This window comes from Streptomyces sp. NPDC002817 (assembly GCF_053592055.1).
Genome location: NZ_JBSFUY010000008.1, coordinates 231,124 through 248,232 on the forward strand (window position 1 = coordinate 231,124; position 17,109 = coordinate 248,232).

The following is a 17,109-nucleotide window of genomic DNA, read 5'->3' on the forward strand; positions in this document are numbered from 1 at the left end:
ACCCTACTGGCGGGGGCTGACAGTCCGACGGGGCCGGGGACGACGGCCGCGCGACCTCTACCTGGACTCCAGGAACGTCAGGACGGCCAGGACCCGGCGATGGTCGTCCGTGTCCTCCGTCAGGCCGAGCTTGCCGAGGATGCTGCGGACATGTTTCTCGACCGTGCCCTCGGTGACCCACAGACGGCGGCCGATGCCGGCGTTGGAGCGGCCCTCCGCCATGAGGGCCAGGACCTCCCTCTCGCGGGCGCTGAGGTGGGACAGGGGGTCGTCGCGGCGCTGGGCCGTGAAGAGTTCGTGGACCAGGGAGGGGTCGACCACCGCTCCGCCCTTGCCGACGCGGTCCAGTGCCTCGATGAACTCGTCGACGACCGTGACCCGGCTCTTCAGCAGGTAGCCGACCCCACGCCCGCCGGCCAGCAGTTCCAGGGCGTCCTCGACCTCGACGAACGCCGACAGGACGAGGATGCCGGTGCCGGGGTGGCGCTCCCGGATGGTGCGGGCCGCCTTGAGTCCCTCCGTGGAGTGGTCGGGCGGCATCCGTATGTCGACGATGGCGATGTCGGGGCGCTCCTCATGGACCAGTTCCAGGAGCCGCTCCGCGTCACCCGCCTGGCCGACCACCTCGTACCCGACTCTCTCGCAGAGACTCGCCAGTCCCTCCCGGAGCAGGATGTCGTCGTCGGCGAGGACCACCCGTCCCCGCACCTGCCGCTGCGATGCGTCGTCCATGGCCCCGGCTCCCCTTGCCCGACCGATCTGCTGCGCGCCCAACAGCCTGCCCCACCGGCCGGATTACGGCTAGCCGGAAGCGGGATTGGGGGCTTGCCGTGACGACACACGGACGTATGCGAGCGATTCTCGTACCAGTGCGATGCAGAGGGACCGGTCGCTTCGGGCGAAAGGCGACGGGTCGCGGGACCGAAGGGTTGCGGGACATGCGGCGGACGCGGATCGAGAAGGCAAGGCGGTCGACCCGTGTCCGCCCAGGCACCGAGGACACGTACGGCTTCGGCGACATCCTCGACCCCCGGGATCCCGACATAGTGCGCGCCAAGCGCCTGCTGTCGGCACACCACGGCGGTACCCACCGCCCCTAGAACCGGACGGCAGCCTCTCCGTCCGACATGACCGCCCGGTGCGTACGCGACGTCACCAAGTCCGAGGTCCCCCGCCTGGACAACTCCCCCGCGTGCGCGTCGGGCGGTCACACGTTCGTCGACGGCGGTCTCAGCGGCAGCCGTACCCCCATGGTGGTGCCCTCGCCCGGCGGACTGCTGACGTCCAGCTTGCCGCCGATCGCCTCGACGCGGTCGATGAGCCCGATCAGCCCGGATCCCCGGCCGGGCTCGGCTCCCCCGACGCCGTCGTCGCGGATGACCATCTCCAGCCAGTCGTCCCGGATCTCGGCCCCGACCTCCACCACGCGCGCGTGGGCGTGTTTCACGGCGTTGGTGAGGCACTCCGAGGTGACGTAGTACGCGGCCACCTCCAGCTGCTCCGGGAGTCGCGTCGCGGGCAGCTCCAGGTCGAGTTCCACGGGGACGGCGGAGCGGCGGGCCAGGGAACGCAGGGCGGGGCCCAGGCCGCCCTTGGAGAGGATGGCCGGATGGATGCCTCGGGCCACCTGGAGCAGGTCCTGGAAGGCGTCGTCGAGGCCCTTGCTCACATGGGCGAGCTGCTCGGCGAGTTCGGAGGAGGGGTCCGTCAGCAGGGACTCGGCCAGCCTCAGGTCCAGTTGGAGGGCGACGAGCCGCTGCTGGACCCCGTCGTGCAGATCGCGCTCGATCCTGCGCCGGGAGGCGTCCGAGGCGGCCACCACGCGCGCGCGTGACGCGGTCAGCTGGGCGCGGTTGTCGGCGTTGGCGATGGCGGTGGCGATGAGCTCGGTGAAGTCGGCCAGCCGCGACTCGGTGCCGCCGGGCAGTGCGTCCAGCGGGGAGGCCGCGAGGACGAAGCCCCACAGCCGGTCGTCGACGACGATGGGCGCGCCCACGACCTGTCCGACATGAGCCGCGCGCCGGGTCCCGGACACCTCGTGTATCGCCTTGAGGCCCGCCTGCCGACGCTCCTCGCGGCTCGCTCGCTCGAGCTCCTCCGGGATCCCGTACGCGGTACCGAGGACCGTGTGGCTGCCGTCGGGCTCCTGCCGCAGCACGGCCGCGGTCGTGTTCAGCAGGGCCCCGACCTCCTCCGCCACCCGCGTGAACACCTCGGACGGCGGGGCTCCGCGGGCCACCAGGGTGGCGACCCGGCGCAGCGCGGCCTGCTCCAGTGCGGCCCGGCGGCTCTCCGTGACGTCGCGCGCGGTGGCGTAGATGAGGCCCTCCTCGGGGACCGGCCGGGCGCTCCACTGGAGCCAGCACTCGGTGCCGTCCGCGCGCAGGTAGCGGTTCTCGAACTCGGCCACGTCGACACCGCTCGCGAGACGGTCTAGGGCGACGCGGGTGCTGTCCCGGTCGTCCTCGTGCACGAACTCGATGTAGGGCTTGGACAGCAGTTCCTCGCCCGAATGGCCGAGGGTCCTCTCGAAGGCCGGGTTGACCCGCTTGAAGTAGCCGTCGAGGCCGCTGATGCAGAGCAGGTCGAGGGAGAGGTTGAAGATGCTCTCCACTTCCTGTTCGGCCTTCTCGCGCCGCCCGTGGGCCGCCGCGAAGGACGCCATGGTGCCGTTCATGCCGCCGAGCAGCTGGGCCCAGGTGCCGCCGAAGGAGGCGACGTCGGCGCGGTGTCCGAGCCGGTTGTCGTCGATCGCCGAGTTCATGGCCCGGATCTCGCCGGCCAGCCGCTCGGTGGTGACGCGCAGTTCGCGGAAGGTGTCGGCCACATCGCCGAGTTCGTCACGGCCGGCGTACCGGATGTCGTACGAGAGATCGCCGTACGACAGGGCCCGCGCGCCCTGCGAGACCTCGCTGAGGGGGCGGGTGATGGAGCGGCGCAGGGCCAGCGCGAGGAGGGTGACACCGCCGAGGACTGCCAGGGAGGCTGCGAGGTCGCGCCGTACGCGGGTCTCCGCGCTGTGGCGGGCGCGCGCGGCGGTGACCTCGAGGGTGCGCGCGGCCTGGTCCTGGATGCCGCGCAGGGAGTCGATGCGGGCCGTGGAGTCGGTCAGCCAGCTCTCGTACGACGGCCGGTGGACGGTCTCGGGGACGGGTGCGGCGAGCGTCTCGCGGGCCTTGCGGACGGCCCGGCCGGGCGCCTCGAACTGGGTTCTGTACAGCTCATCCCGCAGTTCGTCCGAGGTGTTCTGCTTGAACGTGTCCAGTTCGGCCGCCTCGAGCTCGGGCCAGCGTCCGGCGGCGGTGGGGCGTTGCTCGGCGGGTGCGTCCAGCAGGATCGCCAGCTCCACGCGCTCGCGTTCGGCGGCCTCGATGGCCCGTACGAGGGCGATGTGGGCGTCCGCCGCGCGGCCCGAGGTCCGGGTGGGGCTCCCCGCCTCGAACACGGCGACGTTGTCGAGCAGGGCGTCCTCGATGCCCGCGTAGTCCTGGGCCACCGTGCGGGCGGTGAGCGAGGCGGTGCCCGTCTGGACACGCAGCGCGTGCAGCCGGCGGCCGGCGGCGTCGAGGTCTCCGGCGGCGTCGGCCCCGGCCCAGCCGGCGGTTCGGTCGACGGCCCGCTCCAGGGCCTGGTCCGTGGCCCGTTCGACCGCGGCACGGGCCGCCGGGGTGACCGTGCTCGGGCGCAGCCGGGCCCGTACGGCGGCGATCCGCTCCCGGGCGACGGCGTCGGAGACCTCGGTGAGCGCGAACGACACCTCGGCCGTGGTGTGGAAGGCCCGCAGGTCGCTCGCCTCCTGCCACTGGGCGACGCCGCTGAAGGCGGTGAAGGCCAGCAGCCCGGTCACCGGCAGCAGTACGAGAAGCATCAGCTTGCGTCCGACACGCAGACGGGCCAGGAGCGCGGGACGCTCCGTCCGTGTCGGTCTCACGCCGCGCACGTTCGTTCCTCAGCGCCCGGCGGACGGGTAGTACTGGTGGTCCGCCAGGTCCTTGTCGATGGCCTCCACCGCCCCGTCGAGTGCTGCCTTCACCTGTGCCTCGTCGAACATGATCCTGGCGAAGGCCCGGGAGAAGGCGTCGGTGATCGCCGGGTAGGCGGGCGTCTGCGGCCGGGGGCGGGCGACGCCGCCCGTCAGTTGCTCGATGAACAGGCGCTCGGCGCCGTCGGTGCCGTAGGCGGACGAGAGCTTCACCGCACTGTGTGTGGCCGGGATACCGCCGTTGGCCTCGCTCATCCGGTGGACCTGGTCCGGCTTCAGCAGATAGGCGAGGAAGCGCCAGACGGCGTCCCCTTCGGCGGCGCCCGAGGTGACGCCCCACTGCCAGGAGCCCATCCCGGTCACCGTGCCCCGGCCGAAGTCGGGCAGCGGCACGATCGTCACGTCGCCGGGGTGCGCCTTGCTGTAGTCCGGGTACCACCAGTGGCCGGTCCAGGAGATGACGCTACGGCCCTCGGTGAACGCCTGGTCGTCGGTCCTGCCGGGCTCGACGAGCCCCTCCTCGGCCCAGGTCTGCATGGTGGTGAGCGCCTTGACCGCCTCCGGGCTGTTGAGGAAGCCGTCGGCCGTGCGGAACGTCCTGGGCTCGATGAGATCACCGCCCGCCGACCACACCGCGGGCGCGAAGCCGTAGGTGTTCCACTCCTCGCCGGGCTTCGCGTGGACGAGCCCGATGTCGAGGGGGGTCTTGTGGCCCGCCTTGCGCAGGGTGCGCAGAACGTCCGTGAATTCGTCGGAGGTCCAGGCGTCGTCGACGCCCTGGGGGATACGGATGCCGGCCTTCTCCAGCACCGAGGGGCGCACATACAGCCCCAGCCCGGAGTCGAAGGTGCCGATGCCGTACAGCTTCCCCGCGTACGTGCCCTGTTGGCGGATCGAGGCCAGCAGATCGCTCCGCACGCTCTCGGGGACGCAGGAGTCGATCGGCTTGAGCCTGCCGGACCAGGCGTAGCTGTAGAGATAGGGGCCGTCGAAGTCGAGCAGGTCCGGAAGGTCGCCGCTGGCCGCGGCGGAGTTCACCAGGTCGGTGTACGGGCGGTGCTCGGGCAGGGTGACGAGCTCCACCCGCACCTGTTTCTGTGCCTTGTTGAACTCCGCGACCTGCTTCTGCAGGGTGCTGAGCTCCCCGCTCGGCCCGGCGTGGAACCACATCGTCAGATGCTCGGTGCCCTCGATCCTGCCGTCGCAGGTCGTGTCGCTGCGTGCCTTGCCGTTGGTTGTGTCGTCGTCATCGCCTCCCCCACCGCACGCGGCCAGCAGCAGGACGACCCCCAACAGCCCTGCGGCCAGGGCGCGATGATGGCGATCCGTTCCGACGTTCCTGATCCACGCCTGCATCGCGCACCCCCACTCGACCGGCCTTCAGCGGCCTCCCCAGGGCAGCCCACATGCTACCCCCGGTGACGTGCCGCTGCGCTGTGTAAGCGGGAACCGGTGGATTCGGCAAGGGACTTCAGCACATTCCAGCTGCCCGGAAGCAACGCGCGCCGACTCTTTCCGGGTAGCTGGAAAGCGCAATCATCCGCCTGTTGGGACCCTGTGGGGCATGTCCATGCGCTGTCTTCTCGTCGATGACAGCATCCGATTCCTGGAAGCCGCGCGCACTCTGCTGGAGCGCGACGGGATACCCGTCGTCGGCGTCGCCATGTCAGGTTCGGAAGCTCTGGCTCGGGCCACCGAACTGGCCCCGGACATCGTCCTGGTGGATCTCGACCTCAACGGGGAGAACGGCTTCGACCTCGCGGTGGAGCTCGCCGGCAATGTCACATCCGTGATCATCCTGATCTCCACACACTCCCTGGACGACTTCGAGGAACTGGTCGCCGCCAGCCCGGCACATGGCTTCCTTCACAAGTCCGCCCTCTCCGCACGGGCGATCAGAGACGTACTGGGCAACGACAGCCCGGGCGCGCCGACTTGACTTCTCCAGGCCGCATCCCGGCCAGGAGTGCGTGACTGTTGGGCATGAGGTGTTGTCGGGACTTGGTCAACACGCTTCAATGCGGGGGAACTCGGGACCGTGAAGAACGGCGTACGGATGTGAAGACGCCCCGGCCCCGGTGCGAATCCGCACGAACGGTCTGACCAGCCGTCGTGACCACACAGAAAGGCCCCTGCATGCCGCACGCCACACAGCACGGGGACGTTTCCGCCGTCGCCGACGCGGAACTGGACACGGCCCTGCGAGGCGGCCCCTTCCATGTCGCCCTGCGGGCGGCGATCGCCGCCCGCGGACTGCCGCTCCAGCGCGTGCAGCACCATCTGTCGCGCTACGGGGTGAAGGTCGGCGTCACCAGCCTGAGTTACTGGCAGCAGGGTGCGCGCCGCCCTCAGCGCCCCGAGTCACTGCGCGCGGTGCGGGCCCTGGAGGAGATCCTCCAACTGCCGGAGGAGTCGTTGATCCGGCTGCTCGCCGAGGCCGACGCACACGCGGCCGGCCAGCGCCCCGCCGTCCGCTCCTACCGTTCCCTCGTCGAGGCCTCCGGCGTCCTGGAGCGTCTGCTGGCCGAGCTGGACTCACCGCCGGACGGCGGGCTGCACACCCTCGGGCACCACGAGCGGGTACGGATAGGGGGACGCCGGGAGCTTCTCGGGCGCGAGTCGCACCACATCGTGCGCGCCCACCAGGACGGCGTCGACCGGTTCGTGGCCGTGCACCACGGCGACCCGGGGTGCGCGCCGGAGCGCATGCAGGTGCACGCCCTGGAGAACTGCCGCACGGGACGCGTCCGCTCCCACCACGAGACCGGCGTGCTCGTGGCCGAGCTGCTCTTCGACACTCGGCTGCGGGCCGGCGAGACCTTCCTGCTCCGTTACGGCGTCGAGGACGGCACGGCGGGTGTCTCCCGCGAGTACATCCGCGGGTTCGGCCCGTCCGGCGGGCAGTACGCGCTCCAGGTGCGCTTCGACGAGAACGTGCTGCCGGCCCGCTGCCACCGGTTCACCCAGCACTCGGCGGCGGCCCCGCGCAGTGGGCGCCAGGAGCTGGCGCTCACCGGGACGCACCGGTCGGTGCACATCGTCGAGCCGCGGGTGCGGACGGGGATCGTGGGGATCGGCTGGGACTGGGAGTGAGCTGTCCGGGGCCTGCCTGACGTAAACGCTTGCGCAAGCGTTTACGTCAGGCGTCGGATGGGATACGTTCCCGGCCTGAGGGGTGTCCCGCCGAAGGGTGTCGCCCAAGGGCTGTCCAGGAGGGAACGTCATGCCGACCATGGCCGATGTCGCGCGCTGTGCGGGCGTGTCCGTGGCGACCGTCTCGCATGTGCTCAACGACACCCGGCCGGTGCTCCCGCACACCCGTCAGGCCGTCCTGGACGCCATCGACGAGCTCGGCTACACACCCAACACCCTGGCCCGCTCCCTGGTGACCTCTCGCACCCGGTCCATCGGGCTCGCGGTGTCGGCGATCAGCAATCCGTACTTCACGGAGATCCTCCAGGGCGTCGAGGCCGAGGTCCTGGAACGCGGCTACAGCCTGCTGATCGCCGATCCCCACGACGACCCCGCCCATGAGCGCAAGGTCGTCCAGCTGCTGCACGAGCGGCGGGTGGACGGCATGATCGTCGCGCCCTCCGCGGACCCCGGGGAGCTGCTGGCCTATCTCGGCCGCCATGCCGTACCCACGGTGCTCCTCGACCGTGTCGTCGACGCCGCGCCGCCCTTCGACCAGGTCTGCGCCGAGAACACCGCGCCGATGAGCGAGCTGGTCGCCCATCTCGCCGTGCTCGGCCACCGGCGGATCGGGCTGGTGGCGGGCCTGCCCGGGCTCAGCACCAGCGGTGAGCGGGTCGCCGGGTACCGTGGCGGGCTCGCCGCCGCCGGGCTGCCGTACGACGAACGGCTCGTGGTCCACGGCGACTCCGCGTCGGCCGGTGCCGAACGGGCCACCGCGGCCCTGCTGGCCCTCGCCGAACCGCCGACGGCGCTCGTCACCGCCAACAACGCGATGACCATCGGCGCACTGCGCACCCTGCGCGACCGTGGTCTCGCCGTACCCGGCGACATCGCCCTGTGCTGCTTCGACGACTTCGCCTGGGCCGACCTCTTCTCACCCCGGCTCACCGCGATCGCCCAGCCCAGCAAGGAGATCGGCGCCCTGGCGGTGCGGGTGCTCCTGGACCGCCTGGCCGATCCGGACCGGCCGGCCCGGACGGTCCGCCTGCCCTGTGACCTCGTGCATCGCACGTCGTGCGGGTGCCCCGAGGAGACGGCGGTGTCCGAATGACGGCTGCCCGAGGGGGCCGAGGTGTCCCGGCAGCGACTGACCGAAGACGGCATCAGCCGATGAGCGGCCTGCACCACGACGGCCCTCTTAGTCGCCGGGGTGTCACGACAGCGGCTTCCCGGAGAGGCCAGGGTGCCCCAACGGCAGCTACCCGAGGGGCAGTTGCCATCGCCTCCGCCTGTCCCCGTACCGCAGACAGCCCCGCAAGCCCGAGAAGGGAACACGTTCGTGATCGTCGTCGCCGGTGAGGCCCTCATCGACCTGGTACCGCAGGGCACGGGAGCCCTGGCGGGACTGACGCCCGCGCTCGGTGGCGGCCCGTACAACACGGCCGTCGCCCTCGGCCGCCTCGGCTCCCCCGCCGCCTTCTGCTCCCGTACGTCGTCCGACGCGTTCGGCGAGGCTCTGCTCGACGGGCTGCGGCGGGCGTCGGTGGACGTGTCGGCGGTGCAGCGCGGGCCGGAGTCGACCACCCTGGCAGTCGCCACGATCGACGCGAGTGGCTCGGCCGCCTACTCCTTCTATGTCGAGGGCACCGCCGACCGTCTGTTCGAGGCCCCCGCCGAGCTCCCCGCCGGTACGCGCGCGGTGTCCTTCGGCACCTGCTCGCTCGTCCTGGAGCCAGGGGCGAGCGCCTATGAGGAGCTGATGCGGACCGCGGCCGCGCAGGGCGTGTTCACCACGCTCGACCCGAACATCCGGGCCGGGCTGATCCCCGATCCGGACGGCTACCGGGCCCGGTTCAAGAGCTGGCTGCCGTCGGTGTCACTGCTCAAGCTCTCCGAGGAGGACGCGCTGTGGCTCGGCGGCACCCCGCGCGAGTGGCTGGCCGCGGGACCCTCGGCCGTGGTGATCACTCACGGCGGTGAGGGTCTGACCGCGTTCACCCGGGACGGCTCGGTGCACTCCGTGCCGGGCGAGAAGGTCGACGTCGTCGACACGATCGGGGCCGGTGACACGGTGAACGCGGCGCTTCTGCACGGTCTGTCCGTCCGGGACGCCCTGTCCGCCGAGGCGCTCCTGGGACTGGGCGCCGACGGCTGGACAAGGCTGCTGCGATTCGCGGCGCGGGCAGCCGCGATCACCTGCTCCCGGGCGGGGGCGGAACCGCCGTACGCCTCCGAACTCGGCGACCTGTAGGGGGCGTTCGGCCTTCCGCCGGTTCCGCTGTTCAGGAGTCAAGGTGCGTCCCGGCCGCAGGGTTCGGGCGGCTGATCCTGCAACGATCGGCGCCCCGCGGGGAGTTCCCGCGGGGCGCCGAACATTTCCGTATTTCTCAGGACCTGTCGCCCATGGGGCTCAGGCCTTGCGGGCCCGTGTCGTCTTCTTCGCGGGTGCCGCCTTCTTGGTGGCGCCGGCCGCCTTCTCGGTCGCCGTGGTGTCGGCGGCCTTGGTCGCGGTCGTCCTCGCCGTGGCCGTCTTCTTCGCGGCCGTCTTGGCGGCGACGGTCTTCCTGACCGCCGTCTTGCGCGGGGCCTTCACCGAGGACGCGTCGCTGATCCGGTCGGCGCCGAGGATCTCCCGCAGGAACTTGCCGGTGTGGCTGGCGGGGACTCCGGCGACCTCCTCGGGGGTGCCCTCGGCGACGACGAGGCCGCCGCCCGCGCCGCCCTCGGGGCCCATGTCGACGACCCAGTCGGCGGTCTTGATCACGTCGAGGTTGTGCTCGATGACGATGACCGTGTTGCCCTTGTCGACCAGGCCGGAGAGGACCTTCAGCAGCTTGCTGATGTCCTCGAAGTGCAGACCGGTGGTCGGCTCGTCCAGGACGTAGACCGTGCGTCCGGTGGAGCGCTTCTGGAGCTCACTGGCGAGCTTCACGCGCTGGGCCTCGCCGCCGGACAGGGTGGTCGCGGACTGGCCGAGGCGGACATAGCCGAGACCGACGTCGTTGAGCGTCTTGAGGTGGCGGTTGATCGCCGGGACGGCCTCGAAGAAGTGCATGGCTTCCTCGATGGGCATGTTCAGGACCTCGGCGATGGACCTGCCCTTGTAGTGGACCTCCAGGGTCTCCCGGTTGTACCGGGCGCCGTGGCAGACCTCGCACGGGACGTAGACGTCCGGGAGGAAGTTCATCTCGATCTTGATCGTGCCGTCACCGGAGCAGTTCTCGCAGCGGCCGCCCTTGACGTTGAAGGAGAAGCGGCCCGGCAGATAGCCGCGGACCTTCGCCTCGGTGGTCTCGGCGAACAGCTTGCGGACGTGGTCGAAGACGCCGGTGTACGTCGCCGGGTTGGACCGCGGGGTGCGGCCGATGGGCGACTGGTCGACGTGCACGACCTTGTCGACGAGGTCGTCGCCGTCCACGCGCGTGTGGCGTCCAGGGACGCTCCGGGCGCCGTTCAGCTCACGGGCCAGATGGGTGTACAGAATGTCGTTGACCAGCGTGGACTTACCGGAGCCGGAGACGCCGGTGACGGCGGTGAACACACCGAGCGGGAACGAGACGTCGATGTCCTGGAGGTTGTTCTCCCGGGCGCCGTGCACCGTGAGCCGGCGGGACGGGTCCTGCGGGCGGCGGATGTCGGGGAGCGGGATCGCCTTCCTGCCGGACAGGTACTGGCCGGTCATGGACTCGTCGTTGGCGAGCAGCTCCTTCAGGGAGCCGCTGTGCACGACCTCGCCGCCGTGCTCGCCGGCGCCGGGGCCGATGTCGACGATCCAGTCGGCGACCTTGATGGTGTCCTCGTCGTGCTCGACGACGATGAGCGTGTTGCCCATGTCGCGCAGCCGGACCAGGGTCTCGATCAGCCGGTGGTTGTCACGCTGGTGCAGACCGATGGACGGCTCGTCCAGGACGTACAGCACGCCGACGAGTCCGGAGCCGATCTGGGTGGCCAGGCGGATGCGCTGTGCCTCACCGCCGGACAGGGTGCCGGCCGCGCGGTTGAGCGAGAGGTAGTCGAGGCCGACGTCGACCAGGAACTTGAGCCGCTCGTTGACCTCCTTCAGCACCCGCTCGGCGATCTTCTTGTCGCGGGCGTTGAGCTTCAGCTCGCCCAGGAAGTCCGCGCAGTCGCTGATGGACATCCCGGAGACCTCGGCGATGGACTTCCCCATCACCGTGACCGCGAGGACGATCGGCTTGAGTCGGGTGCCCTCACAGGTGGGGCAGGGCACCTCGCGCATATAGCCCTCGAAGCGCTCACGGCTGGCGTCGCTCTCGGACTCGCTGTGCCGGCGCTTGACGAAGGGGACGGCACCTTCGAAGGGCGTCGTGTAGACCCGCTCGCGGCCGTACCGGTTCCGGTAGCGGACCTCGATCTGCGTCTTGTGGCCGTACAGCAGGGCCTTCTTGGCGCGCTGGGGCAGGCCCGCGAAGGGGATGTCGGTCCGGAAGCCGAGCGCGTCCGCGAGGGCCCCGATCAGGCGGCCGAAGTAGTCCTTGGTGTGACCGTGCGACCAGGGGTGGATGGCGCCCTCGTCGAGGGACTTGTCCTCGTCGGGGACGATCAGCTCGGGGTCGACCTCCATGCGGGTACCGATGCCGCTGCACTCGGGGCAGGCGCCGAAGGGCGAGTTGAAGGAGAAGGAGCGGGGCTCCAGCTCCTCGAAGGACAGGTCGTCGTACGCGCAGTACAGGTGCTCCGAGTACAGGCGCTCGCGCTCGGGGTCGTCCGCGGGCAGGTCGACGAAGTCGAGGACGACCATGCCGCCGGCGAGGCCGAGTGCGGTCTCCACGGAGTCGGTGAGACGGCGCTTGGCGGACTCCTTCACCGTGAGGCGGTCGATGACCACCTCGATGGTGTGCTTCTCCTGCTTCTTCAGTGTGGGCGGCTCGGAGAGCTGGATGGTCTCGCCGTCCACGCGCGCGCGGCTGTAGCCCTTGGTCTGGAGGTCGGCGAAGAGGTCGACGAACTCGCCCTTGCGCTCGCGCACCAGCGGCGACAGCACCTGGAAGCGGCTCCCCTCCGGCAGCTCCAGGACCTTGTCGACGATGGCCTGCGGCGACTGGCGCGCGATCGGGCGGCCGCACTCGGGGCAGTGCGGCTTGCCGATCCGCGCGAAGAGCAGCCGGAGGTAGTCGTAGACCTCGGTGATGGTGCCGACCGTCGAGCGCGGGTTGCGAGAGGTCGACTTCTGGTCGATGGAGACCGCGGGCGAGAGGCCCTCGATGAAGTCGACGTCCGGCTTGTCCATCTGGCCGAGGAACTGGCGGGCGTACGAGGAGAGCGACTCCACGTACCGACGCTGACCTTCGGCGAAGATCGTGTCGAAGGCCAGGGAGGACTTGCCCGACCCGGACAGGCCCGTGAAGACGATGAGCGAGTCACGCGGCAGGTCGAGCGAGACGTTCTTGAGGTTGTGCTCGCGCGCGCCACGGACGATGAGACGGTCGGCCACGCCGGTCCGCACCTTTCTTGAGAAGAAGTGACAGGGGCGAGGCCCCCGTGCTTTTTCAGACTAGGGGGAGCCACTGACAACGCCGGTCGGATTCCCGGATGCATAACAATCCCCGGCTTTCCAGCATGCCCGACGCCGCTGTCGACCATATAGCACGTGCATTCGATTTACGGCACTGCTTCACCACCTTCACCCAAAGGTGTGGCGGGGTTAGTGTCAGCAGCATGATTGATCACGCGCATGACCTGGCGTCTGTACGTGACGCGACGGAGCGGCTGCTCACCGCAGCCGCCAAACTGGACAACGCGTCTGTGACCGAGCCGTCACGGCTCCCCGGGTGGACTCGCGGCCACATCCTCGCCCACCTCGCCCGCAACGCGGACGCCCTCGTGAACGTTCTGGAGGGCCGCCCCATGTACGCCTCCGGTGAGGCCCGGGACGCCGACATCGACCGGGACGCCCCGCGCCCCCTCGACATCCAGCTCACGGACGTCCGTGACAGCGCCGCCCGCTTCCAGGAGGTGGGAGCCGTCCCGGCCGACTGGTCGCGCATCGTGCAGCTGCGCAACGGGGTCACCGACTCGGCGGCCCGGGTGCCGTTCCGGCGGTGGGTGGAGGTGGAGCTGCACCATGTGGACCTCGGGATCGGGTACGAGCTGGAGGAGGTGCCCGCGGAGTTCGCGGACCGGGAGATCGCCTTCCTCGCCGAGCGGTTCACCGGGCACCCCGACGTACAGCCGACCCGCCTGACGGACGACACGCGCGCGTGGACCACGGGCCGGGTGGCGGAGGCGCTCGTGGTCACGGTGACGGGCTCCCCCGCCGACCTGCTCGGCTGGCTCGCCGGACGCCGTGACGGATCGGCGCTGAGGGTGGAGGGCGGAAGGCTGCCGGAGCTTCCTCCGCTGTAGGGGCGCCCTAGACTTACCGCCATGACGTACAGCGGACAGGTCACGGTCGGCGGCCCGGCGGACGTGCACGAACTCAAGGACCTGATGATCACCAAGATCGCGGTCGGTCCCATGAACAACAACACCTATCTGCTGCGCTGCCGGGCCACGGACGAACAGCTGCTGATCGACGCGGCCAACGACGCGGAGACACTGATCGGCATGATCGGTGACGACGGCATCGCGTCCGTCGTCACCACGCACCAGCACGGCGACCACTGGCAGGCCCTGGCCCGGGTCGTCGACGCCACCGGCGCCCGTACGTACGCGGGCCGGGAGGACGCCGCCGGCATCCCCGTTCCGACCGACGTCCTCGTCGACGACGGCGCCACCATCCGGGTGGGGCGTGTGGAGCTGACCGCACGCCATCTGGTCGGACACACACCGGGGTCGATCGCCCTCGTCTACGACGACCCGCACGGCCACCCCCATGTGTTCACCGGCGACTGTCTCTTCCCCGGCGGCGTGGGCAACACCCGCAAGGATCCCGAGGCGTTCGCGAGCCTGATCCACGACGTGGAGACGAAGATCTTCGACGTCCTGCCGGACGAGACGTGGGTCTACCCGGGCCACGGCGACGACACATCGCTCGGCGCCGAGCGTCCGCAGTTGCCGGAGTGGCACGCGCGCGGATGGTGAACGACGGGGCGCGCGACGCATCCCTGTACACCGGCGCGTAGCCAACTCGCGCCCGCCCAGGGCATATCGACCCTCGCGCGCCCCGCGCACAACACACCTTTACGCGCCGCATCTTCGCGCCCCCGGCGCGCATGCCTTCGCACGCGCCCCGTGTGAACCGTTCACACACGCCGGTGTCCTGCGCACGCTCCCCGCGCACATGGTTGCGCGGTCAACTGGTAGCAGCCCCGCACAGGATGACGGCTCCTGCGCGGCAAGGGCCGCCGGTCTTCCGATCCCCGCCCTCGGCCGGCGGCCCCGGCGACGTACACAGGAGGCGTTCACAAGAACGCAACACCCGTTCCCAGTATGCGGACAAAAACCGTCGTGACCTCGACAAACGGGGCGACCTGCTGTCAATCTCCCGCCATGCACCTCGCCCCCCGCACCCTGCGCCGCGCTGTCGCCGCCGCGACCATAGCCCTGCTCGCCACCGCCGTCGGCTGCGCACCGCAGCCGGAGGAGGACTCGGCCGCCAAGCCTTCGGGGTCGTCGACCGGCACCACGTGCGCCAAGGGGAAGCTGGCCACCGAGACGTCCGGCAAGCTGACGATCGCCACCGACGAGCCCGCGTACGAGCCGTGGTTCAAGGACGACAAGCCCGCCAACGGCAAGGGGTTCGAGTCCGCGGTCGCCTACGCCGTGGCCGAGCAGCTCGGCTACGACAAGAGTGCCGTCGTCTGGCAGAGCGTTCCCTTCAACAAGGCGTTCGCGCCCGGTGAGAAGACCTTCGACTTCGACATCAACCAGGTGTCGATCAGCGACGAGCGCAAGAAGGCCGTGGACTTCTCGTCCGGCTACTACGACGTGCGTCAGGCCGTCATCGCCCTCAAGGGCACCAAGGCGGCGAAGGCGACGAGCATCGCGGACCTGAAGGGCCTCAAGCTGGGCGCCCAGGTCGGCACGACCAGCCTCAACTACATCGAGGACGTGGTGAAGCCGACCCGGCAGGTCGCCGCCTACGCCAAGAACGACCAGGCCAAGTCCGCCCTGAAGAACGGCCAGGTGGACGCCATCGTCGTCGACCTGCCGACCGCCTTCTACATCACCGCGGCCGAGGTGACCGACGCCGAGATCGTCGGCCAGTTCGAGAACCAGGGCGGCACGCCGGAGCAGTTCGGCCTCGTCCTCGACAAGGGCAGCGCGCTCACGTCCTGCGTGACCGCCGCGGTCGACGCCCTGCGCGAGAACGGCACGCTGGCGAAGATCGAGCAGCAGTGGCTGTCCGACGCCGTCGACGCCCCGGTGCTCAAGTGACGCTCACGAAGGAAGAGTCCGGCGCGGAGTCGCCGGACTCGGGCGACGCGTACACGCCCTCCGAGCGGCGGCTCGAGCGGGAACGCCACAAGCGGACCCGCTCCCGCCGAGCCACGGCGATCGCCGCGCTCTCCACGCTCGTCACGGCCGTCGTCCTCTACCTGGTCGTCGTCAACGCGCCGGGCTGGCCGCGCACCAAGGAGACCTTCTTCAACGGGGAGTACGCGCGCGAGGCGTTCCCCAAGGTCCTCGAAGGGCTGTGGCTCAACCTCCGGCTGCTGCTGATCTGCGGCGTGGCGGTGCTCGTCCTCGGCATGCTCATCGCCATCGCCCGCACCCTGCGCGGCCCGGTGTTCTTCCCGCTGCGGGTACTGGCCGCCGCCTATACGGACTTCTTCCGGGGCCTCCCGCTCATCATCAACCTGATGATCGTGGTCCTGGGCGTCCCGGCGCTGCGGCTCCAGGGCGTGACCGTCGACCCGGTGCTGCTGGGCGGCACGGCGCTGACGCTGACGTACTCCGCGTACGTGGCCGAGGTGTTCCGCGCCGGCATCGAGTCCATCCACCCCTCGCAGCGCGCCGCGGCCCGCTCGCTCGGCCTCTCCAACCGGCAGGCACTGCGGCACGTGGTGCTGCCACAGGCCGTACGACGCCAGGTGCCGCCCCTGCTCAACGACCTGGTGTCGCTGCAGAAGGACACCGGGCTCGTGTCGATCGGCGGTGCGGTGGACGCCGTACGGGCCGCCGACATCATCGTGGGCCGCAGCCTCAACTACACGCCGTACATCGTCGCGGGACTGGTCTTCGTCGCGCTGACCATTCCGATGACCCGGTTCACGGACTGGGTGACGGCCCGGATGGACCGTCAGCGGGCCCAGGGAGGGACCACATGAGCGACGCACCGGTGCTGCGGATGGAGTCCGTCCGCAAGACGTTCGGCGGCTCGGTCGTGCTGCGGGACGTGGACCTCGAGGTCGCCTCGCACACGGTGACCGCGCTGATCGGCGCCTCCGGTTCCGGCAAGTCCACGCTGCTGCGCTGCGCGAACCTCCTGGAGGAGATCGACGACGGCGCGATCTGGCTGGACGGCGAGGAGATCACCGACCCGCGGGTCGACCAGGACGCGGTACGCCGCCGTATCGGCGTGGTCTTCCAGGCGTACAACCTCTTCCCGCACATGACCGTCCTGGAGAACATCACGCTCGCCCCGCGCCGGGTGCACGGGGTGTCCCGCGCGGAGGCCGAGGAGCGCGGCAGGGAGCTGCTGGAGCGGCTCGGGCTCGGTGGCAAGGCGGGCGAGTACCCGGACCGGCTGAGCGGCGGTCAGCAGCAGCGGGTCGCGATCGTGCGCGCGCTGGCCGTACGTCCTCGGCTGTTGCTCCTCGACGAGATCACCGCGGCCCTCGACCCGGAGCTCGTGGGCGAGGTGCTCAGCGTCGTCCGTGATCTGAAGGACGAGGGCATGACCATGGTGCTGGCCACGCACGAGATGGGCTTCGCCCGCGATGTCGCCGACCAGGTTTGTTTTCTGGACGGAGGCGTGGTCCTGGAGAGCGGGACGGCCGAGCAGATCTTCGGTGACCCGCAGCAGGAGCGCACACAGCGCTTCCTGCGGCGGATCGTGGAGGCCGGGCGCCTGTAACAGGCGCCCG

At 70.4% G+C, this 17,109-nt stretch carries 14 protein-coding genes; 10 read left to right on the top strand and 4 right to left on the bottom strand.

From position 1 onward, the window contains the following. Nucleotides 1–57: 57 nt before the first annotated feature. A complete protein-coding gene (locus ACWD3I_RS18330; RefSeq protein WP_365405292.1) occupies nucleotides 58–732 on the bottom strand; it encodes a response regulator transcription factor in 675 nt (224 codons plus the stop codon). 206 nt (nucleotides 733–938) lie between these two features. On the opposite strand from ACWD3I_RS18330, the gene ACWD3I_RS18335 reads away from it, so the two are divergent. Further along, nucleotides 939–1,100: a hypothetical protein gene (locus ACWD3I_RS18335; protein ID WP_365405295.1), complete on the top strand. Its 162-nt coding sequence runs from the start codon at nucleotides 939–941 to the stop codon at nucleotides 1,098–1,100. A 107-nt stretch (nucleotides 1,101–1,207) separates the two neighbouring features. Here the strand turns inward: ACWD3I_RS18335 and ACWD3I_RS18340 are convergent, their stop codons facing one another. Next, on the bottom strand, nucleotides 1,208–3,868 hold the full coding sequence (locus ACWD3I_RS18340; protein WP_365405316.1) for a PAS domain S-box protein: 2,661 nt from the start codon (nucleotides 3,866–3,868) through the stop codon (nucleotides 1,208–1,210). Between the two features lie 81 nt (nucleotides 3,869–3,949). Further along, the gene (locus tag ACWD3I_RS18345; protein ID WP_365405298.1) at nucleotides 3,950–5,338 is read right to left on the bottom strand and encodes an ABC transporter substrate-binding protein; all 1,389 of its coding nucleotides are present in this window, start codon (nucleotides 5,336–5,338) and stop codon (nucleotides 3,950–3,952) included. A 208-nt stretch (nucleotides 5,339–5,546) separates the two neighbouring features. Between ACWD3I_RS18345 and ACWD3I_RS18350 the strand changes: the two genes are divergently transcribed. The 4 genes from ACWD3I_RS18350 to ACWD3I_RS18365 all read left to right on the top strand — a co-directional run bounded on the left by ACWD3I_RS18350 (nucleotide 5,547) and on the right by ACWD3I_RS18365 (nucleotide 9,368). Further along, nucleotides 5,547–5,921 carry a response regulator gene (locus ACWD3I_RS18350; RefSeq protein ID WP_365405301.1) on the top strand — a complete coding sequence of 125 codons (375 nt, stop codon included), beginning with the start codon at nucleotides 5,547–5,549 and terminating at the stop codon, nucleotides 5,919–5,921. A 197-nt stretch (nucleotides 5,922–6,118) separates the two neighbouring features. Further along, complete coding sequence (locus tag ACWD3I_RS18355) at nucleotides 6,119–7,075, top strand: hypothetical protein (RefSeq protein WP_365405304.1); 957 nt, start codon at nucleotides 6,119–6,121, stop codon at nucleotides 7,073–7,075. Nucleotides 7,076–7,205: 130 nt separating this feature from the next. Beyond that, nucleotides 7,206–8,228, top strand: coding sequence for a LacI family DNA-binding transcriptional regulator (locus tag ACWD3I_RS18360; RefSeq protein WP_365405307.1), 1,023 nt, complete (start codon nucleotides 7,206–7,208; stop codon nucleotides 8,226–8,228). Nucleotides 8,229–8,456: 228 nt separating this feature from the next. Continuing rightward, nucleotides 8,457–9,368, top strand: a complete 912-nt coding sequence (locus ACWD3I_RS18365) for a carbohydrate kinase family protein (RefSeq protein WP_365405310.1) — start codon at nucleotides 8,457–8,459, stop codon at nucleotides 9,366–9,368. 159 nt (nucleotides 9,369–9,527) lie between these two features. Here ACWD3I_RS18365 and uvrA read toward each other — a convergent pair whose 3' ends face one another. Then, nucleotides 9,528–12,572 (bottom strand): excinuclease ABC subunit UvrA, encoded by a 3,045-nt coding sequence (uvrA, locus tag ACWD3I_RS18370; RefSeq protein WP_451084115.1) that lies wholly within the window; start codon nucleotides 12,570–12,572, stop codon nucleotides 9,528–9,530. 224 nt (nucleotides 12,573–12,796) lie between these two features. Between uvrA and ACWD3I_RS18375 the strand changes: the two genes are divergently transcribed. The 5 genes from ACWD3I_RS18375 to ACWD3I_RS18395 all read left to right on the top strand — a co-directional run bounded on the left by ACWD3I_RS18375 (nucleotide 12,797) and on the right by ACWD3I_RS18395 (nucleotide 17,099). Next, nucleotides 12,797–13,483 (top strand): maleylpyruvate isomerase family mycothiol-dependent enzyme, encoded by a 687-nt coding sequence (locus tag ACWD3I_RS18375; RefSeq protein ID WP_365394612.1) that lies wholly within the window; start codon nucleotides 12,797–12,799, stop codon nucleotides 13,481–13,483. Between the two features lie 21 nt (nucleotides 13,484–13,504). Further along, nucleotides 13,505–14,161 (top strand): MBL fold metallo-hydrolase, encoded by a 657-nt coding sequence (locus ACWD3I_RS18380; protein ID WP_365394611.1) that lies wholly within the window; start codon nucleotides 13,505–13,507, stop codon nucleotides 14,159–14,161. A gap of 408 nt (nucleotides 14,162–14,569) precedes the next feature. Continuing rightward, nucleotides 14,570–15,457 (top strand): ABC transporter substrate-binding protein, encoded by an 888-nt coding sequence (locus ACWD3I_RS18385; RefSeq protein WP_365394610.1) that lies wholly within the window; start codon nucleotides 14,570–14,572, stop codon nucleotides 15,455–15,457. After that, the gene (locus ACWD3I_RS18390; RefSeq protein WP_365394609.1) at nucleotides 15,454–16,350 is read left to right on the top strand and encodes an amino acid ABC transporter permease; all 897 of its coding nucleotides are present in this window, start codon (nucleotides 15,454–15,456) and stop codon (nucleotides 16,348–16,350) included. Before ACWD3I_RS18385 ends, ACWD3I_RS18390 begins: the two co-directional genes overlap by 4 nt. After that, a complete protein-coding gene (locus ACWD3I_RS18395) occupies nucleotides 16,347–17,099 on the top strand; it encodes an amino acid ABC transporter ATP-binding protein (RefSeq protein ID WP_365394608.1) in 753 nt (250 codons plus the stop codon). The genes ACWD3I_RS18390 and ACWD3I_RS18395 overlap by 4 nt, the downstream gene beginning before the upstream one ends. Nucleotides 17,100–17,109: the final 10 nt, after the last annotated feature.